This is a genomic window from Ornithinibacillus proteolyticus (genome assembly GCF_039581225.1).
Classification (GTDB): domain Bacteria; phylum Bacillota; class Bacilli; order Bacillales; family Amphibacillaceae; genus Ornithinibacillus; species Ornithinibacillus massiliensis.
Window position 1 is genome coordinate 20060 of the sequence record NZ_JBCPXV010000003.1, and the last position, 26393, is coordinate 46452.

At 38.5% G+C, this 26393-nt stretch carries 38 protein-coding genes and 1 pseudogene; 10 read left to right on the forward strand and 29 right to left on the reverse strand.

The features are described from left to right. Positions 1 to 37 precede the first annotated feature (37 nt). From AAIB49_RS02605 to AAIB49_RS02745, 29 genes are all read right to left on the reverse strand, one after another. Positions 38 to 418, reverse strand: coding sequence for a hypothetical protein (locus AAIB49_RS02605; protein ID WP_343457133.1), 381 nt, complete (start codon positions 416 to 418; stop codon positions 38 to 40). Then, positions 415 to 816: a hypothetical protein gene (locus tag AAIB49_RS02610; RefSeq protein WP_343457135.1), complete on the reverse strand. Its 402-nt coding sequence runs from the start codon at positions 814 to 816 to the stop codon at positions 415 to 417. Before AAIB49_RS02610 ends, AAIB49_RS02605 begins: the two co-directional genes overlap by 4 nt. Positions 817 to 818: 2 nt before the next feature. Beyond that, positions 819 to 1394, reverse strand: coding sequence for a hypothetical protein (locus tag AAIB49_RS02615; RefSeq protein WP_343457136.1), 576 nt, complete (start codon positions 1392 to 1394; stop codon positions 819 to 821). Continuing rightward, positions 1391 to 1531 carry a hypothetical protein gene (locus tag AAIB49_RS02620; RefSeq protein ID WP_343457137.1) on the reverse strand — a complete coding sequence of 47 codons (141 nt, stop codon included), beginning with the start codon at positions 1529 to 1531 and terminating at the stop codon, positions 1391 to 1393. Before AAIB49_RS02620 ends, AAIB49_RS02615 begins: the two co-directional genes overlap by 4 nt. Positions 1532 to 1701: 170 nt before the next feature. Further along, the gene (locus tag AAIB49_RS02625) at positions 1702 to 2490 is read right to left on the reverse strand and encodes a putative metallopeptidase (protein WP_343457138.1); all 789 of its coding nucleotides are present in this window, start codon (positions 2488 to 2490) and stop codon (positions 1702 to 1704) included. Positions 2491 to 2505: 15 nt separating this feature from the next. Continuing rightward, positions 2506 to 3153, reverse strand: a complete 648-nt coding sequence (locus AAIB49_RS02630) for a hypothetical protein (RefSeq protein WP_343457139.1) — start codon at positions 3151 to 3153, stop codon at positions 2506 to 2508. Positions 3154 to 3155: 2 nt separating this feature from the next. Continuing rightward, positions 3156 to 3605 carry a 3D domain-containing protein gene (locus AAIB49_RS02635; protein WP_343457140.1) on the reverse strand — a complete coding sequence of 150 codons (450 nt, stop codon included), beginning with the start codon at positions 3603 to 3605 and terminating at the stop codon, positions 3156 to 3158. Between the two features lie 17 nt (positions 3606 to 3622). Beyond that, positions 3623 to 3910, reverse strand: coding sequence for a hypothetical protein (locus AAIB49_RS02640; protein WP_343457141.1), 288 nt, complete (start codon positions 3908 to 3910; stop codon positions 3623 to 3625). After that, on the reverse strand, positions 3894 to 4235 hold the full coding sequence (locus AAIB49_RS02645; protein ID WP_343457142.1) for a MazG-like family protein: 342 nt from the start codon (positions 4233 to 4235) through the stop codon (positions 3894 to 3896). Before AAIB49_RS02645 ends, AAIB49_RS02640 begins: the two co-directional genes overlap by 17 nt. 2 nt (positions 4236 to 4237) lie before the next feature. Then, positions 4238 to 6841, reverse strand: a complete 2604-nt coding sequence (locus tag AAIB49_RS02650; protein WP_343457143.1) for a bifunctional 3'-5' exonuclease/DNA polymerase — start codon at positions 6839 to 6841, stop codon at positions 4238 to 4240. 8 nt (positions 6842 to 6849) lie between these two features. Continuing rightward, positions 6850 to 7617, reverse strand: a complete 768-nt coding sequence (locus AAIB49_RS02655; RefSeq protein ID WP_343457144.1) for an HNH endonuclease signature motif containing protein — start codon at positions 7615 to 7617, stop codon at positions 6850 to 6852. Continuing rightward, positions 7614 to 7850, reverse strand: a complete 237-nt coding sequence (locus AAIB49_RS02660) for a hypothetical protein (protein WP_343457145.1) — start codon at positions 7848 to 7850, stop codon at positions 7614 to 7616. Before AAIB49_RS02660 ends, AAIB49_RS02655 begins: the two co-directional genes overlap by 4 nt. Next, positions 7847 to 8416 (reverse strand): sigma-70 family RNA polymerase sigma factor, encoded by a 570-nt coding sequence (locus tag AAIB49_RS02665; protein ID WP_343457146.1) that lies wholly within the window; start codon positions 8414 to 8416, stop codon positions 7847 to 7849. Before AAIB49_RS02665 ends, AAIB49_RS02660 begins: the two co-directional genes overlap by 4 nt. Before the next feature lie 17 nt (positions 8417 to 8433). Beyond that, positions 8434 to 8634, reverse strand: a complete 201-nt coding sequence (locus tag AAIB49_RS02670; protein ID WP_343457148.1) for a hypothetical protein — start codon at positions 8632 to 8634, stop codon at positions 8434 to 8436. Between the two features lie 17 nt (positions 8635 to 8651). Continuing rightward, the gene (locus AAIB49_RS02675) at positions 8652 to 11720 is read right to left on the reverse strand and encodes a DNA primase small subunit domain-containing protein (RefSeq protein WP_343457149.1); all 3069 of its coding nucleotides are present in this window, start codon (positions 11718 to 11720) and stop codon (positions 8652 to 8654) included. A 35-nt stretch (positions 11721 to 11755) separates the two neighbouring features. After that, positions 11756 to 12517 (reverse strand): hypothetical protein, encoded by a 762-nt coding sequence (locus AAIB49_RS02680; protein WP_343457150.1) that lies wholly within the window; start codon positions 12515 to 12517, stop codon positions 11756 to 11758. 25 nt (positions 12518 to 12542) lie between these two features. Continuing rightward, positions 12543 to 14075 carry a DEAD/DEAH box helicase gene (locus AAIB49_RS02685; protein ID WP_343457211.1) on the reverse strand — a complete coding sequence of 511 codons (1533 nt, stop codon included), beginning with the start codon at positions 14073 to 14075 and terminating at the stop codon, positions 12543 to 12545. 98 nt (positions 14076 to 14173) lie between these two features. After that, the gene (locus AAIB49_RS02690) at positions 14174 to 14686 is read right to left on the reverse strand and encodes a hypothetical protein (RefSeq protein WP_343457151.1); all 513 of its coding nucleotides are present in this window, start codon (positions 14684 to 14686) and stop codon (positions 14174 to 14176) included. An 11-nt stretch (positions 14687 to 14697) separates the two neighbouring features. After that, positions 14698 to 15243: a hypothetical protein gene (locus tag AAIB49_RS02695; RefSeq protein ID WP_343457152.1), complete on the reverse strand. Its 546-nt coding sequence runs from the start codon at positions 15241 to 15243 to the stop codon at positions 14698 to 14700. Positions 15244 to 15254: 11 nt separating this feature from the next. Continuing rightward, on the reverse strand, positions 15255 to 15443 hold the full coding sequence (locus AAIB49_RS02700) for a hypothetical protein (RefSeq protein WP_343457153.1): 189 nt from the start codon (positions 15441 to 15443) through the stop codon (positions 15255 to 15257). Continuing rightward, a complete protein-coding gene (locus AAIB49_RS02705; protein ID WP_343457154.1) occupies positions 15440 to 16438 on the reverse strand; it encodes a metallophosphoesterase family protein in 999 nt (332 codons plus the stop codon). The genes AAIB49_RS02700 and AAIB49_RS02705 overlap by 4 nt, the downstream gene beginning before the upstream one ends. Before the next feature lie 2 nt (positions 16439 to 16440). Further along, positions 16441 to 16671 (reverse strand): hypothetical protein, encoded by a 231-nt coding sequence (locus AAIB49_RS02710; protein WP_343457155.1) that lies wholly within the window; start codon positions 16669 to 16671, stop codon positions 16441 to 16443. Positions 16672 to 16682: 11 nt separating this feature from the next. Then, the gene (locus AAIB49_RS02715; RefSeq protein ID WP_343457156.1) at positions 16683 to 17318 is read right to left on the reverse strand and encodes a chromosome partitioning protein ParA; all 636 of its coding nucleotides are present in this window, start codon (positions 17316 to 17318) and stop codon (positions 16683 to 16685) included. A gap of 12 nt (positions 17319 to 17330) precedes the next feature. Continuing rightward, entirely contained in the window at positions 17331 to 17570 is a 240-nt protein-coding gene (locus AAIB49_RS02720; protein ID WP_343457157.1) for a hypothetical protein, read from the reverse strand. After that, positions 17557 to 17907 carry a hypothetical protein gene (locus AAIB49_RS02725; protein ID WP_343457158.1) on the reverse strand — a complete coding sequence of 117 codons (351 nt, stop codon included), beginning with the start codon at positions 17905 to 17907 and terminating at the stop codon, positions 17557 to 17559. Before AAIB49_RS02725 ends, AAIB49_RS02720 begins: the two co-directional genes overlap by 14 nt. A 10-nt stretch (positions 17908 to 17917) precedes the next feature. Then, positions 17918 to 19330, reverse strand: coding sequence for an AAA family ATPase (locus AAIB49_RS02730; protein ID WP_343457159.1), 1413 nt, complete (start codon positions 19328 to 19330; stop codon positions 17918 to 17920). After that, positions 19330 to 19500 (reverse strand): hypothetical protein, encoded by a 171-nt coding sequence (locus AAIB49_RS02735; protein WP_343457160.1) that lies wholly within the window; start codon positions 19498 to 19500, stop codon positions 19330 to 19332. The genes AAIB49_RS02730 and AAIB49_RS02735 overlap by 1 nt, the downstream gene beginning before the upstream one ends. After that, positions 19460 to 19771 (reverse strand): hypothetical protein, encoded by a 312-nt coding sequence (locus tag AAIB49_RS02740; protein ID WP_343457161.1) that lies wholly within the window; start codon positions 19769 to 19771, stop codon positions 19460 to 19462. The genes AAIB49_RS02735 and AAIB49_RS02740 overlap by 41 nt, the downstream gene beginning before the upstream one ends. 101 nt (positions 19772 to 19872) lie before the next feature. Continuing rightward, positions 19873 to 20115 (reverse strand): XRE family transcriptional regulator, encoded by a 243-nt coding sequence (locus AAIB49_RS02745; RefSeq protein WP_343457162.1) that lies wholly within the window; start codon positions 20113 to 20115, stop codon positions 19873 to 19875. Between the two features lie 200 nt (positions 20116 to 20315). Here AAIB49_RS02745 and AAIB49_RS02750 point away from each other — a divergent pair, with 200 nt between their 5' ends. The 10 genes and pseudogenes from AAIB49_RS02750 to AAIB49_RS02795 all read left to right on the forward strand — a co-directional run bounded on the left by AAIB49_RS02750 (position 20316) and on the right by AAIB49_RS02795 (position 26358). Next, the gene (locus AAIB49_RS02750) at positions 20316 to 21026 is read left to right on the forward strand and encodes a LexA family protein (RefSeq protein WP_343457163.1); all 711 of its coding nucleotides are present in this window, start codon (positions 20316 to 20318) and stop codon (positions 21024 to 21026) included. 43 nt (positions 21027 to 21069) lie between these two features. Continuing rightward, entirely contained in the window at positions 21070 to 22551 is a 1482-nt protein-coding gene (locus AAIB49_RS02755) for a recombinase family protein (RefSeq protein WP_343457165.1), read from the forward strand. A 19-nt stretch (positions 22552 to 22570) separates the two neighbouring features. Continuing rightward, positions 22571 to 23149 (forward strand): annotated as a pseudogene (locus AAIB49_RS02760) (ATPase, T2SS/T4P/T4SS family); the annotation flags it as partial. Continuing rightward, positions 23112 to 24164, forward strand: coding sequence for a type II secretion system F family protein (locus AAIB49_RS02765; RefSeq protein ID WP_343457166.1), 1053 nt, complete (start codon positions 23112 to 23114; stop codon positions 24162 to 24164). The pseudogene AAIB49_RS02760 and the gene AAIB49_RS02765, both read left to right, overlap by 38 nt. Before the next feature lie 13 nt (positions 24165 to 24177). Then, positions 24178 to 24492: a competence type IV pilus major pilin ComGC gene (gene comGC / locus AAIB49_RS02770; RefSeq protein ID WP_343457167.1), complete on the forward strand. Its 315-nt coding sequence runs from the start codon at positions 24178 to 24180 to the stop codon at positions 24490 to 24492. Then, positions 24485 to 24910: a competence type IV pilus minor pilin ComGD gene (comGD, locus tag AAIB49_RS02775; RefSeq protein WP_343457168.1), complete on the forward strand. Its 426-nt coding sequence runs from the start codon at positions 24485 to 24487 to the stop codon at positions 24908 to 24910. The genes comGC and comGD overlap by 8 nt, the downstream gene beginning before the upstream one ends. Beyond that, a complete protein-coding gene (locus AAIB49_RS02780) occupies positions 24897 to 25232 on the forward strand; it encodes a prepilin-type N-terminal cleavage/methylation domain-containing protein (RefSeq protein WP_343457169.1) in 336 nt (111 codons plus the stop codon). Before comGD ends, AAIB49_RS02780 begins: the two co-directional genes overlap by 14 nt. Continuing rightward, positions 25216 to 25635: a competence type IV pilus minor pilin ComGF gene (locus AAIB49_RS02785; RefSeq protein WP_343457170.1), complete on the forward strand. Its 420-nt coding sequence runs from the start codon at positions 25216 to 25218 to the stop codon at positions 25633 to 25635. Before AAIB49_RS02780 ends, AAIB49_RS02785 begins: the two co-directional genes overlap by 17 nt. After that, positions 25607 to 25999 carry a hypothetical protein gene (locus AAIB49_RS02790; protein WP_343457171.1) on the forward strand — a complete coding sequence of 131 codons (393 nt, stop codon included), beginning with the start codon at positions 25607 to 25609 and terminating at the stop codon, positions 25997 to 25999. Before AAIB49_RS02785 ends, AAIB49_RS02790 begins: the two co-directional genes overlap by 29 nt. Positions 26000 to 26115: 116 nt before the next feature. After that, positions 26116 to 26358, forward strand: coding sequence for a DUF2626 domain-containing protein (locus tag AAIB49_RS02795; protein WP_186869909.1), 243 nt, complete (start codon positions 26116 to 26118; stop codon positions 26356 to 26358). Positions 26359 to 26393: the final 35 nt, after the last annotated feature.

The window sequence follows — 26393 nt, forward strand, 5'->3', positions numbered from 1 at the left end:
AAAAACTGTGATAATAACTCCCATTAGATATACTCCTTTACTTGATATAATGCTGTAGGTCTGGCCGTTCTCTCATCCGATAGGTCCTTTTACCCTGTAATTCGATTCTCGAACGGACACTTCCGAGTATCTTACTGATTGTTTTTTCATTCGGTTTTGGTTGATTAATAAACTCTTTTACAATCTCTAATATCTCAAGCTCGTTTTTGAGTTCCCGTCTCTTCTTCCGGAGGATTTTTAGTTCGTTCACCATTTTCACCCTAGCTACAGCATCCAAAGTCCCTAACTCAATTACGTGCATGATATCTTGAATTTCATTGTTAATCTTTGTTAAATAGTCATTAGTTAAGCCATATCGCTTTGGACAATCGACAAAGATATTTCGAACATGTATTAAGGATTCTTCAATCTCTTTCATCGGCTCACTTCCTCGAACACAGCGGTAGGGATGTGTTGAAGCTTGGTATAGGCTGTTGATATATCAAATAGTTCTAATTTACCTGTAGCTGGCCCGTCCTTGTATGAAATTACTAGTTTCCAATCAACTAGCTTTTCTGTATAATGTGCACGCTTTAGCTTTTTGATGAAAGCCGTATAAAGTTTGTAATTAATCACGATATGATCAATTCGAACGGGAGTACATTTGGTGAATGAATACTTTTCTACAAGTTTCTCAGCTTCTGCTACCTTCTTAGACAGAACCGAGTTCCCCTTATATTCTTTTTTCACAAAGCGAACGTTATCTTGCTGTTGTTTCTTATAATGATCCATTTCTTTTCGTAATTCTGGTAAACTACCTCTGATGATGGTTAACATGATTAATACCTCCTAACTGGTAGAATGATAACTTGCAAGTTTGCACCTTCTAGTAAAATAGGACGTACACCTGAGTAGATTTTTAAAGTGATAGTTTCACAATCTGCAGCTTGAAATAACTTCACAGCGTCGAATAGGTACTTTGCATTTAGTAAGAGTGGAACCTCGAATTTTATGTCCTGTTTTATTGCGATTTGAACCTCATTAGAATCAAACAAGATAACATCTTCTGTTAAATCGATAAGTGGAATTTTGGTTACCAGTTTTCCTATTGAATACATAATATCTGCTATTTTATACAGGTCTTTTACGTTCATTCGTATTTCCTGTTTCGGTTCATTGTATGGAAGCAGTCTATCCACTTCCGGATAACGTCCTTCTACTAATTTTCCTGTTGGATTAAGAACTGCTCCGTCTGTTCTACTGTGTACTCCATTTGCAATATACAACCGGTGACTGTCTGTTACTGCGAGTCGACCATCTTCATAATGCTTAATCCCTTTTAAAACAGGTCGTTGTTCGGACGCATTCTTCGTAACAACTGCTGCGTGCTTCATAAAATCGTTATACGTAATCAAATGTCTACCCCTTTCCTCCGGAGGAATTCTTTTGCTGGTTCTGTTAGCTTGTAATAAAAGATGTTGTCATCATCACGAGATTCTTGTTCTAGCAACTGTGCATTTACTAGTTGACCTAACCAGTTCTCTATCTGCACCGCAGGTATCCCCCCTCCTGCAGACGCTATGGCCCGCAGGAGGGCTTCACTACCTTTCATCTTTGCTAGATTCCTTTTGAAGTTCGTCTTTCAAGATATCCCGAAAACAATCTTCACAGAAACTACTTCTCCAGTGCCGAGCAGATCGTTTTCCGCACTCGATACAAATTTTAGTCTCGTTCATTCGTGTTCACCCCCGCCGTAACAAAATAGTTTCCCCAGCTGTCTCGATGTGGAAATCCTTCTTTTGTTGCGGGAATCTTCTGAATCTCTTCGTCGCACGAATGACATATAACGTATTGATAATCCTCTGGTAGATATCGTGTTCCTTTGTTACCACACTCCGGACATTGATATCTTGTTTTATAGTGTTTTTCACCATCAATAACCTTGATGCCTGTTCTCCAATGGTCTGGTTCATCCTGACTTACTTTTGCTATATCTCTGATTGGGAAGGAAGTAGTACCACCTGAACTAAGTAATGGTAAACGCCTTGGCCTTGATGGTGCCTTTTCCTCCTTTTTCCTATCGTCTGATTCACTTATTGGCGCAGATGACAAAGGAACTTGTTGGTAAACAGCTTCTTTAGGTTCTGTTGCGAGTAGTTTTATTAGCTTACTAGATGTAGAGCTGTTTTGCGTTTCGTGTGCATTATTTTCAGGCTGCAAGAAGCTTAGATTGTTTCGAGTGAGAAAATCGTATAAAGCAGCACTTAATCGATCGACGAAGTCCTCTTTGTTGTGTTTCACCATTCCATATTCTTCAAGGATTCCGTGAGTTATTTCATGTATAAGTACCTTGATCAATTTTTCTTCACTTAATTTGCCAGATACTTCGATTAGCTGTTCATCATACCGAATTTGGCCTTGAAGAATTTCTGTTCGATTTTCTTCAATCCATCCTTTTACAACTTTTATTTCATAAGGAATATTTCCTATTAGTAACGTTTTAGGTATCATGCTTCCACCTCCCGTTTAGTCTCTGAACCAGTAAATATCTTCCGACAATAGATCAACATATAAACCCTCAGAATAAGAATCCCACCCCATAATTCCATTCCAGTGAGCAGGGGCTATAAAACGGTCTATACCGTCAGGAACTACCCATAGCTCATTCTCATCATTTATCCGTGTTATTTTAGCTGGTTGATTTTGGTACCAAATTTTTCGTCCGATAGCATTTTCTTTCCATTTTCGTTCTGCAAGCCATAGAGGGCATTCTTCTAAAAGTTTAACTAGAAGGTATTGTGCTTTAGCTAGTCCATAATCTAGGTATCTTGCTGGAACCCGATAGAAATTCTTACCGTTACGCGTAATCCAACAATTTCCATTTGCTTCGACAGACTTTTCACCCCACTTGTTTTTAGTGTAATTAACTCTATCGAATATGACTCCCCATGTTGGTGCATCTCCATTAAACTCTATTAGATTGTAGTAACTAGGATTTGCACCTGCGGGACAAGCCCAGTAACAATTCTCTCCGAACTTACCGCCAATGGTATGGATGTAACCATCTACACGATAAACATCATAAGGTACACCTTTTATTTCTAGATCCCAACCAACTGGGTTCTTTAATTTAGATAGGTCTGTGTTTTCATCAATTAATTTAATTTGAGCCATCTTTATTCCTCCTCTATAATCCAAACTGCACGTTCTTGCCTACCCCATGCAGTAGCATCTGATAGACTCTCCATATAAATATCAAGTTTCATCCCTGTAATTGCTCCGCCACGATCTTCTACGATGTATGTACCTTCTAGCCCTTCAATTTTGACTTTTGTACCAGAAGGGAGAACGTCCCAATCTGCAGCAATCGTTCTACCTTCTTCTACGTAAGTCCCAGACGCTGTTTTGCCATAATCGGGATGTCCGGGGTGTTTCCCAGTGCTCTCAACCCCTGCTGTATAAGCTGTGATAGTAAACTCTCCTAAATAGGTATCATTCTGAACTACTTGGGAACTGACTTTTGTTTCTTCAGCTTCCATGTAGACTTCTTCGTACAAGGAGATGTCTGCCCCATCGTAGCCTACACATAGAGGCAACAAGCTGATTAATAATGCTATAAAATTCATAATCTACTCCTATCTAACTACCAATTTTTAAAACAAGATTCATAGAGTGATTGTTGGTAGTTTGATAGACTACCCTTTTTCTTACCTTGTTCCAAAACCACTTCTAAATCTGTTCTGTACGGATTTACACAGAAGTACAACATTAATGGATTGTACTCTGCTTCCTCGTCCTGTAAGTCTTTGGGTTTTACTGCAATCACGCCTACAGGCTTTCCAGGTAAATGCTTATACTTACCCTTGGGTGTCATGGAAGCGTGAATGATAGACATTCGAATCGGTGAGTCAATACTAATTCCCTTTGGCATCAGAGTTACCCCCTCTACGCTTGCTACGAATAGAAGCTACCCAACTAATAGCAACTGCAGCTGTTTGGATTAACTCTTTTTCAATATCATCTGCATCAGAATTCTTATAGGCCTCACTACCGACTTGTAATGCTTGGCATACTTCTCCAAACTCTTCACCTAAAATAGGAAGCCACCCATGGTTCGAATGACGTTGTACACCATACAAACTTCTTTGTCGTACTAGTTCATCCTTTACGTCTGCAATAACATGATCTGCGATTGCTATATCTACTGCTACTTCTTTAATTGCTTTTGAACTATAGGCTACCTGTTCTTCACTCACGCTTACTGCTCCTCTCGTTGTTCTCGTTGTTCTCGTTGTTCTCGTTGTTCTCGTTGTTCACGTTCTTTTAGCCAATCCTCGATATCCATCTTGTCGCCCCAGGTGTATCCAACACTTTCTTCCGCAATAATTGGGACAGGAAAGTTTTTAATGGGTGGCTGTTGCATGATATTTTTAATAACGTCACGAGCCTTAAGTACTAATTCTGGGTCGTCATCCATTTCAAAAATAATCTCATCATGAATCTGTGCAATCATGTCCACGGATCCGTGTGCAATTAGTTGAAAATCACCATCGACAGAAATTCCGTTCCGTTTGTAGTACGTCCCCCAACCAATTTGGTCATAGACAAGACTCTGACTTCGTTTCATGATATCCGCTGCGCTGCCTTGAATAGGTGTATTTCCTGCACGTCTTTCGTCCTTTTGACGTTCGTAACGATTAGGTCCATTTATCTCTGGCAACAATCGTTTATAGCCGTAAATCGTCTCTGCGTAGCCTTTTTCCCTAGCTTCTAGTACAATCTCACGTTGATATCTCGAGATACCTGGATACGTTTCTTTAACAGCTCGTACTACTTCTGCACACTCGTCCAACGTTTTGCGAATTCCGTAGTCAACTTTAAACGTTGTTTGGAGACTATGTTCAGTTCCCATGTATGTGATACCAAAGTTACCTGCTTTTGCGTTTCGTCGCTCTTCTTTGGTCACATCGTTAGGCTCTTTACCTGTTAACGTGACAGCTGTACGTTTGTGCATGTCACCGCCCGTATTGAACAATTCAATCATGGTCTCGTCTTTTGATCTCCACGATAGAATCCGTAATTCAAATCCTGCGAAATCTATCAAAAACAAAACCTTGCCAGGACTTGCCTGATAAAACCTCCTTATTTTAAGTGTGTCCTTATCCGGTCGTGGAACATTCTGAGCGTTCGGACTAAAACTGTTACATCTTCCTGTGTCCGTAAATGTGCTGTATCCCGAATGAATTCGTTGACTGACAGAATTCAGATACTTTTCACGACCGACGATGTGTGAACTAACAAGTGTCGTATATTTTTGAATCAATCCCATTTGCTCAAGAAGTTTTATCCCAGCTTCTTTATAGGGGTGATCTTCACGTTTCTTAATTCGAATAGCGCCACGTTCTTCTTTTGACAAATGAGGATCATTTTCTTCATCGATCTCTTGCCAATTTTCGGGTAATTTAACATTCAAGTATTTTTCTTCTGATAAGTCTAAAAGCTTGTTCTCGAGCATAAACTTAATATCAATTAATGCTTCCTTGTCCAGGGATGGGCCCGTCTTACCCATACCTGCTGTTGGTAACTTCATCTTGTTAAAGAGAACGTTCTTAACGTCATTCGTCTTTCCTGTTTTACCTGGATTCACATCAATTCCAGTAGCTTCTTTAATGATTCGTTTTATCTCATCTGCCGCGTTTGCCTGCGCTTGAATTGCCTCTTCATACTTCTGTTTGGCCAAGTCTTTGTTCCAGCGCATACCCCAATATTCCATAATTCCTATTGCCCTCATAAACGGCATTTCCACATGATGTAACCATTTATCATAACCAGGAATTTGTTCTGCTATTGGTTTCCAGTACAAGTAATGCTGCAGGCCATAATCCGCATCCTCTGCAGAGTAGACAAGTCCTTCTTTAGATGAAGCGTCTATCTCATCAAAGAAGTTGACGCCTTTTTCTTCTAGCAATTTACTAAAGTCTTGCATAGTGACTCCAAATATTCGTTTTGTAGCAGGTTTTAAGCCCCAACCACTTGCGGGCTTATGTGGATTTTTAAGTCGTCCTGGTGCTATGATTTGCATACAACGTACCCACATCATGAGTGGATCTGCTACAGGTCCTAAAATGTACCGCTCATACTTTGCTGCGTACTTCGTCTCAAAGGCAAGGTTTACAGCGATTTTAAGCATGTCTTTGTTTGTTAAGATGTATTTATCCATCAAGTCTAAAACTGCCTCACGTGCCTCATATCTGGTTAGATGAGAGGCGATATTCTTACCTTCTTTGTGACTAATTGGTACGACAATCGCCTCATGTGGTTCAGCTGAGAAGGACACGGTACAAATTTCGCCTTTCCAAGGGTCAAGTGGTGTTCTAAGGAATTCTTCCTTTAATTCCTTGTATTCTTTCTCATATTTTTTTAGAAAAGCTGTTTGTTTTTTGTACGTGATTTTTTCTTCTTCAGTTAGCTTTTTTAAATCCTTATCATCGAACCATTCAAGTTCTCTTTTAAACCAAGAAATAGCACCCTCTAATTCTTCCAATTTACGTTCATAATAAGCTCTCGTTTCTTCACTAGGAGCAGTCTCCCAGTCAAAAGAACAGTAACCCGTTTCCTGGCATTTCTTGAGATATTCTTCTAATTCTTCTAGCTGCAGAACCGCTCTATAATTCTTCGCCTGTTGTGTAGGGACCTTGCCCCAATCAATATTGAATTCACCTGGCTTCGGTTTTTCAGCTAGTACATTAGCTACATTTCTAGTAGTCTCTTGCTTTGCAGCTGGTTTCTCTTTCTTAGATTCTGATTTTTTAGGAGCTCGTGCGAGTGGACGACTTGTCCCAAACATGTTACTTAACCTCATTTACTCCCCTACTTTCTTTTCCTGTCGGTAATTTTATTCATCAGATCAGCTATGACTATTCCTGTCTTTGTTAATTCCGCATCACCTTGAATTAAACTATTTCTATTCATCGTTAGTAGTTGCCTGTTAGATACTAGAATTAGATTTTCGAGTGTAATGTTCTCCTTGTTTCCATCTGCAAAAATAAGTTTATAACCTCGTGGTACAGGACCATTTACTTCCTCCCAAAGGATCTTGTGTTTATGTCTCCATCGTTTATTCCAAGGACCATCTTCTTGAACCTTCACTAATAAATAGCCATCATTATCAACACGTTCTGATCCAACTGGTTTATAATTAGCGGGCTTTTGTCCTTTTTTAAACGACGTTTTATTACCTCCGACATTGTGCAGCCCTTTCGTTCCTTTATTAGGTGGAGTCAATCCTTCTGAACCTTTTAATCCACTGGATAAACCATGATTTCTCTTCCAGTTTTTCATCTGCAATGCAGTGATAGATAAGTTAAACTTCTCATTAACTAAGTCAGCTAGTTCCTGGTTGCGTAATCCTTTGACATGCTTCTGAATAAATTCTTTTTGTTCCTTCGTGAATAACCCTTCGTCATCCTTAACTCTTCTCTTTGGAACATTGCTTTTTATCTTGTGCCTAGATTTATAAGACCTAATATATTCAGCTGTGTAACTAGTACCAAACTTCTTATTGACTAGTTGAGCAATCTCGTCATTGTATTTTCCTGGTGCTACCTCACAGATAAATTCATGTATTTCTTTTATCATTTTTCACCCGTAAGTAGTCTAGGCACTTTCGTGTCAGCATTCATAGGGTCTTCACGTAGTTTTACCGCATCAAGAACTAGTGCACCATTTTCTATTATTTTGGAAGCAACTTGAGATACTGCCCTTGCCCTGTCAATCTCTTCTTCTAGCTTTTCACCTTCCAAATCCTCGTCATTTAATCGTTCAAGTTGTGCAAATAAATGATTATTTAGATCCTCTAGTGTATTTCTCATGCGTAAACCTCCCTACACTTTTTAAAGATTGAATTAATTTGGTACCAAACACTAGCACTAGAGATACGCTTCTTTGCAGCTATTTCTGTTTGAGTGAATCCATTTAAATACGCTGTTAGCATTTCTGATTTATGTTCCGGTAGTTGATCTAACACTTCACGAACTAAGATTCTTTTCATAGCCTCTTCTGAAATAGAGCTGTTGCTATCGATAAAACTAATTAGTTCATCATCTTCATCTAGCTGTCTATTTAAACTAGTAATCTCTTTTATTTGAGAAGTATGTCTGTTGTATTTCGATTTAAATTTGTTATGGAAACTTAGAATCTCCATGTCCATATATTTGGTGGCCATTCCAAGGAATGGTGTCTTGCCATGGCTTAAATCGTAATCTTGATATGCCTTCCACAATGCGATAGAGACTGTCTGAAATAGATCATCATACTCGTAAGTGTTGGCCCATGACTGAATCTTCTTATGCATCAATCGGTTATATTTATGAAAAACTTCCTCAAAGGAAAGTTCTAAGATTTCATTCCCATGAATGATTTTCTTTTTGGTATCCACATTCTTTGACCTCCTTCTTATTCATCTTCTACAATCCAACCATTCAGTCTGGCGTATTTATATTTTCTAGAATACCTGCGCTTCCATTCACCCCAATCTTTTCGTGTTTGTCCACTACACAATGGTCCACTGTATTGATTTTGTCTGCGTAATTTATCTCTTTCTAAGATTTCAGCAACCCATTTAGGGACTACAGGTTTATATATCTCTTCACTCATACATAACACCTACCAGATTAGTAATAGTCATCATCTTCTAACTCATCAAACACACCTTGTTGCATAGCAAACGCTATATAAGCGTTAAATCTAGGGGTCTTTCTATAACCGCCAGATGTATTTATAATCATCCTCATTCGTGTAAGCTGATTGATTATAGCCTTCGCTTCGTCCTTTTCAATAGACAACATTGCTTCAATATCACTCAGTCTTAAATAACGTTGTTGAGCGAACAGTTTGATAAACTCGAAGAACTTATTTTCGCCTTTCAATGTGTCTACCTTTTTCAAGTCAGTAGTAATTCGTTCGTAGCGTTCTTGTGTCATATCCTCTTCTTTAATCGCAAGTCGAGAATAGTAATTCAACCCACAACCAGGCGCGTTGTATAACGCTTTTAGATATTCATAGATATAAGTCACATGTCCTGGTAAAACTCTGATACGTTCCCCGGACTCGTCAATCGAATGTGTTAGAGCTGCAAGAGAAACTGCAAGTCGTGCTACTTTGTTACGTTGATCACTCGGACTTACGAGTGGAATGTCATTCGCTTTTCCATAAATCTTACTGAGTGATGTTGATACAGAAAGAATCTCTTGTAATGCGTCATCTGTGAAAAGAACATCTTCCGGTTTTCTACTCCAAGCGAATAAGATATTATTTTTAAGTGCTTCGCTATCCACGATGGATGGGAACGTTGATAATTCTCGGTTGTACAGTTCCGGATCTACATCTGCAGCTCGCATAAAGATAGCGAAGTCAAATCGACGAATATCTTCGTTGTTAAAAATGTCTTTTAAGCTTTCTACCCCTTGGGAATAGTCTGCGATACGTTTACCTTTTGGAACGTTTCCGGAAAGAATAGCACGTACTCTGCATGGTGTCTCAGCTGTTACTGCTCGTTTTACTTCCAATCGTCCATCACTTCGAGCAAGAGTCATTTCTCCGTATTCTTCTTTCGTAATTCCTGTATCCTCATCAATCCAAATCAGCTCTTTATCTGCTAATGGCCAAGCGCCCCAAACAATGTACCAAGCGCCTCCTGTTCCCGACTGCTCCATCTTGTACGTTAATCCTGTACGAGAAGTTGATTCTGCATTCACTCGATTACCTAGACCTGCAAACTTCTGTAGGTTTTCTAAAAGCTCACTTTTACCAGTACCCGTATCTCCGACGATTTTTAATTCGAGCCACCCTCTAATTGGATCGTTGGCCCACGGAACTTTGAATCTTAATACACTGTGATATGTCAATAAGGCACCAAGTAATGTGTCATCACGCTCAACGATTTTCGTAACGTTGTAAGTGAGGTCATCACAGATAGCAGATAGTTTTTCATTGATTGCTTCCGGACTATAATCCGATGGTTGAAATACAGTTAACTGATCCTTGATTTCATCCGTATATTCAAACTTCTCCACTACGTCTTGAAGTGGTTTTGCCTGTTTAATCATCAACGTACTTTCTTGATTCTTAGGATGTGGGACCACATAGCCTGTAATTTCGTAATATTTATTTTCCTCTAAGTTGCTTTCACCAATTGAATATATCCGTCTAAGTACGTATCTACCTTCTTGTTCGTCCTCTGAATCTTCGTTTTCTGCCATTGGAATGACGAGTAACTCCTCTACGTTTGTTGTCTCGAGCACTTCGTAGCTGTAACCCTTACATTTCCGAATGAAGCTTACTGTGTCTTTTAGGATCCCTTTGATGTTGTCATCACCGACACCTGACATTTGAATTAGCTCTCTATCTTTTACCGTTAATGTTTTGATGTATGAACTATTCGGCATGTGATGAAGCGTACATCCCTTCTTCTTACAAGCGTCTAAGCCCCAACAGGTGTATTCAATTTGTTGCGGAACAATGTAAGGCGAACTACGTTTTCCGACTACCATGACACGTGTTTTGACTAACTTATTCGTGTACTTTGCTTCTCCCGTTTGTGACAAATGAAGTGACTCAATTTCATGTTCGTCTTCTTCGTCTTTCTGATACTTGAGGAGATCCATGGCATACGCTGCTCGTTTTTCCTTGTTCAAAACAGACAGAATAGCAGCTGTACTAAATCGGTACTCATTTTCCTTAGAAAAAATAGCGTCTACCACGCTTCGTGTATTCGCTACTCGTTGTTGTTTTTGATAATTACTACTTGCGGAAGTGTGTTGAACAACCCAATCCTCTAGTACATCTAATGTCTCTTGTTTGTTGTATCCTGCTTCTTTGTAATAACAAGCAAGCTGTACGGTTGCCTGGTTACGACCACCTTCAGATGACCATCCGTTTTCTAACAAATCTTTAATTGCTGCAGGTGGTTTATCCTTTTGAAACTTAAATTCCTCTTGTTCGTACTGATTAACAGTTGCTGCAGCTTCCAGGTATTCTTCCTGTTTATGTCGAAAGAACTTAGCTGATTCTCGTCGTAAGTTAGATTCTTTTTTCCGATCTTGATTTGAAAATAGCACTTCATCCTCACGTCTAGGTTGTTCTGCTAATGCCTTAATTTCTTCTAAGGATTGGTTTTTTAGCTCACTAATACTTAACTCAATCTTATGAAGTCTCGTCTTATGATGAATGCTATTTGGAAGGCGAATCATGCGTTTCTCGGTATATACAACTAGGTCTAACGATTTTAGATCCAATCTGTGAATAAGGTACCCAGCGATATGCTTGAATATTTTGTGTAGATCATTCCTAGGCACAATCCCTAAAGCTTCTGAGTTTATTAAAATGTGAAATCCTTTGCTCCCGGAGAAGTACACCCAAATGTCTGATTCCTTTAAATCTAGTTCGTTCATAAAGAAATCAATCAGTTTTACTGCATCTGCCTGGCTTACTTGTGGGTCCGGTTCGTAATCCAGGTCAAAGTATAGGGGAGCCATAAATGACTCGCCCTTTACTTTTTTTGGATTTGCAAAACGTTGAACAGTAGAGAAGCAGTTAAAGTTTATTGCCTCTTCTTGTTGAAACGTTTTGACTTTGGTTGTTTCAATCCTACGCCATGGAATCGGCTTACCCTTATCGTTGGAATACCAGGCATCTACGTATTTATAATCTGCTATTGTTAACTCTTCTTTTTGCTTGGCCATGCTACTTGATGCCTCCTGACATTCTTATTACTCGGTTACTCGGTTACGATTCCATAGTCTGCAGGGTTGAATACGCCTACTGGTTCACAGTCAATTCCTAACCAACTTTGTGCAGCGTTAGTACGAGACTTTCTTTCAACTGACTTCAAACGAGTGACGATATTGTTTACTGCAGTACGTGGTGGAATTCCGACTCTCTTGTATTTTCCTTGGTAAACACGCATCGCCCATTTACCGAATAGAATCGTGTCTGTTGGACTAAATGACAACAGGTAAATCTGTGGGAAGTCATCCGGCTTTAAGGAATCAACTGGAATGACAGATGCCATATAACGTAAGCGAATATCGTCATAGGTATAACGTTCTTGCGCATCGGGATTCAATTTGAAGTACTCCGCTAGTGCTTCTATCGCATCTTCTTGCTTTGCTTCAGCAACGATCAATTGACCTTCTTCTGGAGTATCATCTGCTCCCCATAGAGACCAACGTTGTTCCCCATATCCGATAACAACGTCAATGGAATCACCGAATGAAACTTCCTCATCTTCTTTCTCCACGAAGTTACCTTTTTTGTTAACTGTTAACCAATCTCCCATACGGACAAAATCAAAGTCCATACCTTGGTTCGCTTCCAGGAAACCTTGCTTTGTTTCTTCTAAAATTGCTGTGATATAAGACTTATTCGTTGCAGCAACTTCATTCTTTTGAGTAGTAGCTACTTCGTTCTTAACTTCTTCTTGTTTAACTTCCTCTGTATTTTCAACCGTTTCATTTACGTTTTGATTTTCAGTAGTCATATTTTGTATCTCCTCTTCATAGTTATTAGATAAATAGATTTGTTTTGGACAAGAAGTCTGCAATCTCGTCCTGATCCCTACGTGGTTTGGCTTTTAACTTAATCCCTAATCGCTTGTATACTTTCCTACGACTGTAGTATTGCGAGTTAAGGACACCCACTTTATGGTCTACATAGTCGAACCACGTAGCTTGTTTATTAGGGTTGTTTGGATCCCGACGCATGATACGACCAATCTCTTGTTCTACTGCAGATCCATTTTTACTTTTACCGTCATCCCCACGCTTAGGCATCACCATGTGACCAACCGTTAGGTGAGGCATGTCGAGTCCCTCTCGAGCGAGCTGTGTAGCAAAGAGAACATCAATCTCTTTGTTGTTCGCTTTCTCCATAATCTCTTCACGCTGCTTTTTTGATACTTGCCACGCTTTGAATTCTTCTTCGGTGTAATTTTCAACTTTGTAGCGCATTCCTGCAGCTGATTTCTTTTCCTCTAGAATCAAATCCTCCGGAGGACGTTTGGTTACCCACTTAGTTCGAGTGATACCTCCGTGTACTACAGCTGATTTAAAAGGTTTACTATACTTATTTTGGTAAATCATTCTGCATAGTGACTCTAAGAGATAGCAGTAACGTACACTTTCACCGATAACTATTGCTGGACCAAGATGTATGTTTTCTACGATGTTGTTTGCTATTAACATTGCGCGGTCTTCATCTGCTATTAATCGCTGCAGTAGTTCGGAATAATCTAGATCATCCCCACCAGCATCCACGCTATCAATCGCATTTCTATCGGATGCATACTCGTAATCGAAGTTCGTATAAACAAATTCAACTTTCGGGAGAATTAAACTACCTTCGTCATACAAATTATCCCTACTAACTTGGTGAACCAATGGACCAACTCCGCGATACATATACATGTCTAGACCGTCTTTTCTGTTTGGTGTGGCCGTTAAACCAATCATGTTCTTTGCTTTGAATAACCCCGCTGTATCAACAAATTGAGTACTAGGGAAGTGATGTGCCTCATCAATTACGACAGTTCCGACAAATTCATTCATAGCCTCAATTAGGTGAGGGTTCGCCTGTAAGGTTTGAACAGTAGCAACAATGAGTTTCCCGTCTCCCCAATCTTGTTTTCCTCCACCAAATTGACCAATCTTCCCGACACCTGTTAAGAGCTTCTCAGCATTCTTTTTTGTTTGATTTAATAAGTCAACCGTGTGCGTTAACCAGACTGCAGATACTCCCTTTTCAAAGATGTAACGGAGTCCCATAACCGTCTTTCCGGATCCTGCAGGAGCAACTCCAATTCCATTGTTATTCTGTAACATATTAACCATTGGTTTCTGGTAATCTCGTAGAATGAAAGATTCATTCCATAGACCAAAGTCTACTTCTTTTCCTTCTGTTTGTTTCCTTATAACCTTGGTTTCTGAGCCTTTAATCAAAAGGAGAATCTCATTTAAGTACCCTCGCGGAACGACCAAATCCTCACGATCATAGATAAACAACTCTAGGTTTGGTGGAATACCCCAGGCGCGTTTCCCCATTCGTTTTGCCTTTTCATAAGCTGGGTTTTTATAGGTTAATGCTTTGGTTATCACTGCCTTTATAGGAGTTGGTGCACCTTGTATTCGTATGTTATTGCTTATAATGATTTGCAATGTAAGTTGTTCACCTCCTGAAGGTCATAAATATCGTTCTGTCTTGGTAGATAAAGTGTCGAAATAGCTCCCTCTTGTAACTCTTTTAAGTCGATATAGAGCCGATCCTTACGCTGCATATATTGCAGAGCTGTTGTGAGTCGGAATACGTATGTTTCATCTAACGTTTTTTTAGGGTTGTGGAAGCTTACAAACACCAAACCAAGATTTCTCTCAATTACCTGGTCAAAATCTACCAAACCTTGTAGCTGATTTGTCCGAAGAAAGCTAAGATAAAATCTTTGTCCCTCTGTTCTTTTCAACTCAGCTAATATATTTATTTTTTCAGTAAGAATGATTCTATCCGCTGGACGTGACCCCCCTGGACCGTCTTTGATGTGAATAGTCCAGACATTCGGTACAAATCTTAAGCTTTCAAGGATCTCTTCCTGGAAATCATGACCACGTTGTCTTCGTTCTCGCTGCTTATTGTTTAATGCTTGTTGTTTAGGATTCAACTACAGCACTCCTATCTTAAGAACTGAAGTAAGCTAGCTTGCACATTAGCGCGTGATTTGATTAAATCTGCACTGAGCTTCGCTTCTTCCCAACGATCCTTCGCCTTAAAAATATCTATCTCGATAGCCTTAAGCTCTGATTCAAAATTTGCGAGTGTACTTCTACCCTCTCGACTTACGTACTTGCGGTACATATCACGTAGTTTGTCATTTGATAAAGTTACTTTCTTGCCATCTACAACTGCATGATTACCATCAAGTTGCATAAACGCCTCTGCTTCTGTTAACTCAATAGCTGTTTTAACTTGCTCAATTTGTCTAACTAAATTACGTTTTTCTCCGTAGGCTTCTTCTACAGCTTTCCCAGCATCTGCTACATCCTGAAGAGCACTTTCAATATAGCCAACCGTGTCCTCAATCTTTTCTGGTTGCACTAAACTGTCATAACCTGCGGGTACTTTTCGATTCAGATTCTTAATGAGAAGTTGCTCTGCGGCTTTTAATACATTGTCTTTTCCATGATCGTCTATTAAACTTTTAATCTCGTTTTCTAGCAATTGAATTCCTCCTAATCTTCTAAGAAAAATATTTTTTCAACTTGCCAGGTGACTGGTTCACCTTCTGCATGAAATGTCGGGAAACGAGATGAAACAAATTCTTTCATCTGTTCTTCCGTAGGGTAGTTATCAAATAATCTACTTTGAAAAATCCCTAGGATGACAATTCGATATTTAAAACGAACGACACCTTGCCTCATACTTTTAGCTCATCCCTAGCTTCAGCAATCTTATCCAGGGCAATCTTTACTACTTCTGGTTTATAACCTTCTTTTTCAGCAATTGCCTCGACAATCGCATTTACATCTACTAATGCTTGTTCTCCACCTGATCCTTTAATTAATGTAGAGAACTCTTCCATGGCATATGCACGTTTTTGTTCTGCTTCAATCTTGCTCCTGTCGAGTACTTCATCTCCTGCTTTTGCAGACTGTAAAGGTATTAACTCAATGTCCTTTAAGGTGTTGTTTTCTACCTTGATAAGAGCAACCTCTACAGTCCTTTCAATCTCCGACTCACTTGCTGAAAGTCTGCAGATTGCACCGCAGTTTAAGAATGTCTTTCCGTCTGCTCGATCATATCGTCCAAACCCTACATGATCATGGCCACAAAGTACGAGGTCGGCTTTCGTCTTTACACTTCCGACATACGTGTATCGGTCAAAGACTTTCGGGTCATGGTCTAAGAGCATTCCGTGTGCTGTATGAATTTTGAATCCTTTATACGGATTACCTGGACTATAACCGTAACCGTCTTTATCGATTTCGTGATTGTACGGCATGAAACTTAGTGATACAGCATTTTGTGAGTCCTTATCGTCTATCAAGAAGATATTCTCATTAGGGTCATTAATAACATTCAGCTGAGGAACAATAAGCTCTAATATTCTTAAGCTTGTCCTGTTGTATGTATCTAAGTTGTATGAATAAATGTCATGATTCCCGGCTGTTGTGTATATTGGAACTGGACTCTCTTTGAACACTTCTGCAAATTCTAGAAGTACTCCGTTTGTTACCTCCGGACGGTCGAAAATATCTCCGGCACAAATTAACGCTGTAACACTTTTGTATTTTGCTAGAGCAAAAATTTCCCTTAACTTTGCTTTTAGTGCTTCTGGATAACTGTCTTTCCTGTTTCGTGGATTCGTACCTCGGATGTGTACGTCTCCGAAATAAAGAAGTTTTATTGTAAACACCCCTAATCTGTATAAGGTTCTCGAATCTTGACTGTATAAACGCTACCGTCGTGATTCGGTCTGCATAAATCTAATTTGTTTTCCCACCATTTATCACCTACATGGAACCGCTCGCGTATTGCAGACTTAATCTCTTCTTCCGACATCCCTGCGAGTTCCGTAGGTCGAACTAAGTAGGTTTTAATGGTATCTTGATATGGTCCTGATTGAACCGAAATACCTTCCACTTCCAACCGATTCCATCCTATATGACAGAGACCTTACTCTGTCCTTTGTGTTGAGAAACGCCTAAACTATAATCCGCTACTTCCGCAAGACTAGCGTTATGTGTGATCAAAACGATTTGTCTGTTAAACTGTTCACTATATTGTTTTAAGAAGTAGGCTACATTTGGTGCATACTCCTGTGACACGTGTTTCCCTACCTCGTCCAGGAACATAGTACCTTGCACTCCACTAAGTTCAGCGACTGCTAGTTTAAGAGATAACGAAACTACATCTGCAACCCCACCGCCTCGGTCGTAATCTGGTGGCTTTAACTGCGTAACGACTCCTTCCGACTCAAGATAATATTCTGCAACAGGCTGATTCGCTTTTACAGCTATTTCAATCTTGAAGCTGTAGTCCTTTCCGAATACGACTGATAAGGCACTCGTTACAATTTCCTCGATTCTTGATTTCGCCTGTTGTCTAGCAAACTCAGATGTAGCTTGTAACAGAATTTGAACCAGGTCATATTCTAATAATTGTTTGTCAGCTATCTTTTTTCGGTTATCCGCTTCTTCTAGTTGTTTATGGAGAAGGTCTCGTTCAGCTAATTTTTTGGTGATTTTCTGATCCGCATCTCGGATGTCTGCTTTGATTTTCATGAGTTGATACATGAGACACCCTCCTTAAATTTCCCGTGGAATCAACCGTTCGACCTTTGTTAGATCCTCTTGGATTTTATATTCCAATTTTGAAATTTCATCACTGATTGTTTCCGAAGAAACCCCCGCAGCTGTCATCTTTTCTTCAACTTCTTTTAGCTGTTGTTCAGCGTTCGCTTTCTGAGTTTCAGCCACCGTCTTAGCGTTTTCCGCTTTTCGTAAGTTTGCTTTTGCAACTTCAATACGATTTTTAATTTCCGTCATTTATCGTTTCCTCCTCATTTATTGAATAATGTTTTGGATGATACTGAAGCGCTAGTTCAATACGATGCTTGTTCCCTTTACTATCCTCAAAGTAGTGGTACATTTTTACATCAATTCCACATGTTGTACAATGTGCGACTCCATGCTGTATACCCCACTCCACAATTAATCGATTTTCACATTGCCAGCATTTCCCTTCCGGCTTTACAAAGTCTTTTAGGTATGTGTTGAGTTTTTTCTTTGTAATACCTTGTGGAATGTTCTGTAAATCATCTGCAGTAGCTACTGGAAGTTTTTGCGCTTCTTCTAAACGTTTACGTGCTTCTTCTTTGTTCATATCTGCCCTCCTAGTGCGTGTGACTTTCTGATAAAGGTTGCTCGCATAGAGGGCAAATGCCTCCTGTTTCTTCCCAGGCTTGCTGTAATTGTTTGCTAAATCCTTCTACAGATTGGACAGCTCGGTTTAACTGAATAGAAGTACTGTCATAGGTTGCCTTGATGTAGGAAAAAGCACTTTGTAAATTATTGAGTTCAGTGAGTCGTTCAGCTTTCTTATCCATGTCTGTTAGGATTTCCTCCACAGCTTCAATTGATTTGAAGTTCTCCAGTCTAGACTCTGCGTTTCGAACATTGATAAACGCCTGGTTATATTCAGCTTTCAATGTACGTAATTCTATTAATCTACCTAAATTGCGTTCTGATTCTGTTAGCCCTTCTGCAGCTGTATCAATTTCTCTTGTTACCTGCTGAACATCCGTTGCCCTCTTTACGTCATTTGTATATTTCTGGTATGATTGACGTAATATATTTAGTAAGGACAGCCTCTCTTCACAGCTAGAGACACTTTCAACAAGATTTGAGGCTTCTGGAAGTCCCTCAAACTTCCATAATTCCTGGTCCAGCTGATTGATTCGTTCCTGCAAGCGATGGCCGTCGCTATAAAATTGCAGTAGCATATCATATCGTTGCTGGGCCTTTTCTATATTTTGTAAATCAACTTCTAAAGCTGGTACATGAGCTAATCGATCTATCGTTAAAACATAGTTTGTAACTCTCTCCCTAGCTAATTCATATAGATGCTTGTACTCTTTAAGATTTTCGAACTTATCATTCGAAACCTCGACCTGTTCTAGAAGCATTTCCGCGGTCTCAAGCATTTGTTTTGCGTCATCGATACCCTGGTACTCTAGTAAACTACCGGTAATACGCTCCATATCTTTCTCTGCCTGTGTTCTAAGCTGTCTTGCAGCGTATGTATCCTTAGACACTCCTTTAATTGCCAGGTCTACGCTTTCTGTGCCTGCTAACTTCCCAAGTACCTTTGCTCCAGCTGAAGCTGTTTCACTGATTAAGAATGGCGCATCTAACTGAAATGAAAAATTTAAAGCTGACTCGAAATCTCCAAAGCTATGTTTCTCAATTCCTAGTAATTTCTTAACCTCTAGGGGTACTTCTGATTTTTCAAAGACGCTACCTTCATCATCTGGATCCAGTTGAACAACATAAGTTGTTTTTCCTTTTCGTCGTGTTTTAGTAATAACAGCGTTATTCGCTAAAGTGATTTTGACTTCTGCTTCTCCTACAGCTTCATTTAGAAAAGATTCTCCTTGAGGATCATTAAATGCTACCCAACGTACTGCCCGAATGATTGCTGTCTTTCCTGCGTCACTAGGACCAGTAACAACATTTAAACCTTGTCCTAAATTAAATACGCTGTTAACGTGCGACTGGAAACCTTTTAAACTGACTTGTGTGATCATTAACTTTGTTCACCTTCTTCCCTTATGGTTACGTGTTTAGAGTTAAAGCGTTCGTAACCTTTACCAAACCATTCCTTGAATGATTTAACTCCACCGCCATTATATTGTGGTTGGAAAGTTGTTTTATTCTTACGAGCTTCTGCACGTCTTTCCTTGCGTGATTTCATCATCTTTCTCACCCCCTCTCAAGTACTCAGTACCCCCGAAGTCCCTCGCATTACTTACTTCGCGATACAGCTTCATTTCCTCCGGATAAGCTCGTTTAAAAGCTGCTATTCTTTCTGGACCAACCAAAGGAATTTCAAATGTCGATTCCATATCTGTGAGTAATGCAGCTAATCGAACGCTCTTGATATTGCGACTACTTGAAGAATTAATAATTTCTTCAAAACGCTGTTTAAATAAATTTAGTGTGTTTAATTCAGCTACTACGTTTGACATTCTGATTCACCTCTTTTCTTTTTTCTATGAGTCTAGGTACGGAGGTGCGCATAAAGAACTTTGCCATTTCAAGTTTTGTAGATTCGCTAATGTTAACTTCTTTAGTTGATTTGTTCATCAGCTGCATCCTCCTCCTCTTCTTGTTGCTCATCAACATAAAACAAATACTCAATGCTTAAATGTGGGAAGAATTTTTGTTTTATTTTGTATGCTTCATCAAAATAGAACCTGGATTTTCCGTTAAGCTTGTCTAACACTGTTGCATAACGCAGCTTTAAAAACCGCGCTAATTCTGCTTTTGTGACACCATGCCTAACCATTTCCGCATTCAAATTATCATACATAAGTCCACCTCCTAAAACGCAATTGCGTATGTGTTGGTTTTTAGTATAAACGCAATTTCGTACTGAGTCAATAAGATTTCAAAAAAATAATTCGCAACTTCGTATATTTTTTTGTTTACAAACGCAATTGAATATTGTAAGATTGTCTTGTATACGGAAAAGCGTATATTATGTCATTTTTTGGAAGGAGGGAAAATGAGATGAAAAAAGCTAAAATAATAGAACAACTTATTAAAGAACGTGGGTCAGTTAAAGAATTTGCTGATCGTATAGGTATGGCTCCTACTACGCTTCACTCTATGTTAAAACGGGGTGTGAGCAAGGCATCTGTCGATAATGTGATAAAAGTATGCCGAGGGTTAGGGATTACAGTTGAAGATTTAGAAGTAATGGCTAACACAACTTTAAGCGATGACTCAAATGAAGATCTTCAAATTAAAGAGTCATCTGGTTTATATGTACTTAATAATACGAATCATAATTCAGAAGTTATGTTACCTCTATTTGGTAGTATCGCAGCTGGAGCTCTAGCAAGAGTTGAGGGTATTACAGAAGATGAGCTTGATTATATCAAGATTCCCAAAAGCTTTTTAGGTAAATACGAAAATAGTAAAAATCTATTTGCCATGAAAGTAAATGGCGAAAGTATGAACCTATTGATACCGAATGGGTCTTATGTTGTAGCAAAAGCCATTGAAAATTCGGAGCTAAAAGATGATGATATTGTTATTTATAGTCATGATGGAGACTACAGTATGAAGCGTTTCCGTAGAGATAATGAAGACCAGGTACTTATCTTCAGTCCGGAGTCATCTGATAAAAAATTCCGTGATATTGTAATACCTTTCTCAACACAGAACGACTTAAAAATACATGGAAAAGTTATATTTTATTCAGTAGCTCTAGATTAATGTTTAACTTACATTGATTTCTTGGCCAGGAAATTAATAGAGGGTGACTATTTTTAGTCACCCTAATTCTTATGTAGGAGGTCTCACTATGGTCAACAACAACAAGATTATAGCAATCTATATACGTGTATCAACTCATGAACAAGCGAAAGAAGGTTATTCCATCGCAGCTCAAAAAGAACGATTAACTGCTTACTGTAAAGCACAAGGATGGGATGATTATAAATTCTATATTGATGAGGGTGTATCAGCAAAAGATACTAACCGTCCTGAATTAAATAAATTATTCGAAGATATGCGTGACGGAAAAATAAATATGATTCTAGTTTATAGATTAGACCGATTTACCCGTAGAGTTATCGATCTCCATAAAATGCTTGAAGAGATGAAAAAATACAATTGTGCCTTTAAATCAGCAACGGAAATCTATGATACCTCCAGTGCAATGGGTCGAATGTTCATAACGATTGTCGCAGCCTTAGCTCAGTGGGAAGCAGAAAACCTCTCTGAAAGAATCAAAATGGCCTTAGAAGAAAAAGTTTCTAGCGGAGAACGTGTGGGTGGTATTCCCTATGGATTCGATCTAGATGAAAATGAAAAACTCGTTAAAAACGAAAAAGCCAAAATAGTTTTAGACATGGTTGAAAAAATAAAGTCAGGTATGTCAGCGACAGCAGTAGCTGATTTTTTAAGTAAAACAAATAAAGACAAGCCTGTTTGGAGGGCTTCAGCAGTTTTACGAATACTACAAAATCCTGCTCTCTATGGTGCAACTAGATGGAATGATAAAGTATATGAAAATACCCATGAAGGGATTATATCAAAGGAAGAATATCTTAAACTGCAAACGATCCTAAAAGATCGTAGTAAACATCATAGGAGAGAAATAAAAAGCATCCATTTATTCCAGGGAGTTCTAGCGTGCCCTAGCTGTGGAAGATATTTGTCCGTAAACAGGTTTATTAACAAAAGAAAAGATGGAAGTCAGTATCAAGGTGCGGTTTATCGCTGTCAACCTTGCGAAAAAGAAGGAACTTTTAATAAACGTATTGGTGAAAATCATTTCTTGAAGGCGTTATATAGGTTCATGGAAGATGTAGAACTCGAACAAATCGAACAATTAGAGCCCACTAACAATCAAAATAAGGACGAACCTATATTTATACAGCAGTTGAGGGAAATTGAAAGGAAAAGGGAAAAGTACCAGAGGGCATGGGCTAGCGACCTTATGACAGATGACGAATTCTCAAGATTGATGGAGGAAACAAGACGTCCATACGAAGAACTCAAAAGAAAGGCTGAAGAATACACTCCAGCTACTCCTCTTGACATGGAAGAGATAAAAGATGTGGTAATCAATTTTAATACTAACTTTAAAATACTGACACAAGAAGAGAAAAAAACATTTATCGCTATGTTCTTTCGAAAAATACATTTTGAAATTCACCCACAGCCACCATTAAGACCTGATAAACACAAAAAAGGAAAGGATCTTATCGTAATTACAAAAATTGATTTTTACTAATTGTGTTTATATACCGTTACCAACCGGGAGCGGGAAAACGACAACATTATATGCATTACTAGAGTCCGCTTTAAAGGATGAATCCTTCCAGACCATTACACTTGAAGACCCAATTGAGAAAAATATCCAAGACATTTTACAAGTACAAGTAAATGAAAAAGCAGGTATTACATACCAAACAGGACTGAAAGCCGCACTACGTCATGATCCAGATATTATCATGGTTGGAGAAATTCGAGATAGGGAAACAGCTAAATTTGCCTTTGAAGCATCCTTAACAGGACACTTAGTGCTGAGTACCATTCATGCTAAGAATACCCAAGGGACAATTCATCGTTTACTCGAAATGGGGATAACCCCTTCTGAATTAGAACAATCGCTAATTGGGATTGCGTCGATTCAGTTATTATCCATATTAACGTGTAACCCAACACAAAAACGCGCAGCTATCTTAGAAATATTAAATGGAGACTTATTAAGTCAGGTTATCCATGGCAAAGTAATCAATCTTCATGAGTCTAAGCATTCATTTGAATATCTACGAAGGAAGGCTTATATCTATGGATTTATCTCTAAAGATACCTTTGAGACGTTTTAATAAGAAGCTAAATATAGCTACTCAATTAACCTTTTTAAAACGATTATCCAGAGCATTAACCAATGGGTACCCATTATTAGCAGCATTAGAAACATTAAAATGGGACAAGAACTTATATCACCTAGCAGAAGATATCATCTACCATATCAAACGTGGCTACACCTTAGATCAATCACTAGAAAAACTCTCTTTTCATCCCATTATCACGTCTTATCTCTTTTTCGCAAAGGAACATGGGGATTTAGATGCCAGTATAACGAAATGTCTTGCTATCTTTGAAAAGAGAATCCATCACCTGAAAAAATTCACCCAAGTGATCCGTTATCCAATTATACTGCTAATTGTATTTTCGATTGCATTTTTGTTTATTCAACATTCTGTTGTACCGAATCTCCTTACGCTATTTCAGCAACATGAACAAGATTCGTTTATTATTCATTCGGCCATTGGATTGTCTTCCCTGCTATACTATAGCACCATCCTAATTCTAATAGCTCTATTCATCATGTATTGGATTTGGAAACGAATAAAAGCTACTATACCTATTGGGCTACAAATAAAGATTTATCGTTCTATCCCCTTGTACCGAAGCTATTTAACATTAAATACTTCCTTCTTATTTGCAACTCATGTGGAATCCCTGTTAAAAACCGGACTACCAATAAAGGATGTCCTTACGATTCTTTCCAAACAAGAAAAACTGCCATTGCTTTCCTATTATGCAACGCAATTAACCAATGGTCTCAATCATGGTGTACCTATTTCACAGCTTATGACTGAGCTAACATTCATCAGCCCACAACTTGCCTCGATATTTCAACAGAATAGCAATGCGGATACTTTAGAGAAAGATCTCGGTACGTACTCTGCTTATATCACAGAAGAAATAAACGAAAAAATAGTTAAGTTCATCACCTATATCCAGCCAGTCTTTTTCATCTTGTTAGGGCTAGTGATTATTCTGATTTACTTATCCTTATTAGTACCAATGTATCAATTTATTGAAACCATCTAAAGGAGCGATTTAAATGTTTAAAAACCAAAAAGCGTTTACCTTAATCGAAATGCTTGTCGTATTAATGATAGTCTCTGTTTTGATGATTCTTATCATTCCTAATCTGGGAAACAAGAGCCAAGAAGCACAAGGTAAAGGGTGTGATGCATTAGTCTCTGTCGTACAAACTCAAATCGATGCATTTTATTTAGACACTCATACGTTTCCAACTAGCCTCAATGAACTGGTGAACAAAGGTTATATTCGTGAAAATCAAACGCAATGCTCCAATAATGAGCTTGTGTATAATTCTGTAACTGGAACCGTGTCGGCACCAGAAAATGAATGATAAACAATTAGGATTTTCCCTTTTGGAAACGTTAGTTGCCCTAGCTATTTTGGCAATTATTCTTTCGATTAGTGTGCCGGTAAGTCATGCTTTATTAGGAAAGCTAACAGAAGAAAAAATTCTAGCGCAATTCCAATACGATGTTCTCTTCTTACAAAATCAATCGATGGTTACAAACGACTATTTACGAATCAAGCTAGAGAAAAACAGCTATACTTTAATTGGCGATAGTATAGAGCCAATCGAACGAAAGCTTCCAAATGGCTGGAGCATTGATCAGCGCACACTCCAAAGCATTTCCTTTAATGAAAACGGAACGATTAGATATGCAGGTACCATACAAATTTCCTCACCAACGAATAGCTACATCATTGTCTTTCCAATTGGTAAAGGACGTGGTTATATTGAGAAACAGTAAAGGATTTACTATGACGGAGGCATTAGTCTCTTTAGCAGTGCTAATCGTCATTAGCACTGCTCTCCTTCCTCTAACTTCATTCATTTCCCTTGAAAGAGAAGCACTTAGTCTTAAAAGGGCCATCACTTATCATTTACATGACGAATTACAATCTGTATTGTGGTACGGTGTCCCTGCCGATACGTACTATGAATCAATAGAACAGGTAGAGATAGAAATGACATTTACTGTGATGGAAGATGATATTATTCAAGGCTGTGCAAATTGGATAAATATAAACAACAGACAGGAAGAGGTATGTCTTTATGGTGCTCAAGAATAATGAAAAAGGATTTACATTACTAAATCAATTATTCAGTTTACTAATTCTAATGATCTGTATACCGATACAAGGGGCAATTTTAAATACATTACACCACCAAGACTCCTACTACGAAGAATTATCCATTCAACAGTTTTTTAATTTGATTCAAAAAGAGGTCAATCAATCCATTGCTTGTACTACTCACTCGAATAAAATCGTACTTCATTTATATAATGATGATGTTGTCACCATCGAGTTATATCGACAATTAGTTCGAAGACAATTGAATGGCAAAGGTCATGAAATATATTTACGCGATATCGAAAGTTTTCAAATTAATTCGTTACCATTTGGATTTACAATTCACGTCACATCCTTAAAGGGAGATTACTATGAAAAGACGATTGGATTTTGTCCATAAGGAAAAAGGTTTTATCCTCCCCTCGGTCCTATTATTGACTACCTTCGTATTACTAAACTTCTCATCAAATTTGTTAGCCTATCAACATGATTTAAAGATAACCTATAATGTAATCGAACAAATCAATGCCCAAACACTATTCCAAATGGGTTATATAGCGTATAAAAAAGACTACGTTCCCCAAAATAAGGATGAAAACCTAAACTATCAATTTCCTAACGGGAAAGTAAATGTACGGTCTAAGGGATATGGAGAGTTTATTCAATTACGCTTTAACATAGAAACGAATCAATCGAAAGTCTTATTCGTCTCGGAAATGGTAAAACCAGCACCTAATTCCAATCCATTCCAAGAGATAGAATAATTTTAACACTCTTTTTATTTGTTAATAAATTTCAAACAAATAATATGTATCGTTTACATTATGGTCTGACTTGTATATAATAACATTGATGACGTCACCGAAAAGGAGGGGAAATGATGGACAGAATGTTTAGAGTCCTTGCCTTTTGGACTGGTATTTTTACGGTAATGTTTTATGTTGGTGGTATGGTCAACACTTCTTTACTATTCCTAGTTCAAACGGTATTTTTCCTAACAGTAAGTTATTTGAAATTATCTGAGCGTATGTACATGTACTTGTTCGGAGCTTATTGTACTGTTTTCATGATAGGTTTTACATGGTATTCAGAATTTATTTTAGTGCCAGGTTTCGGGCATTAAGAAACAAAAACCCTGCTTACATATGGATTCATCGC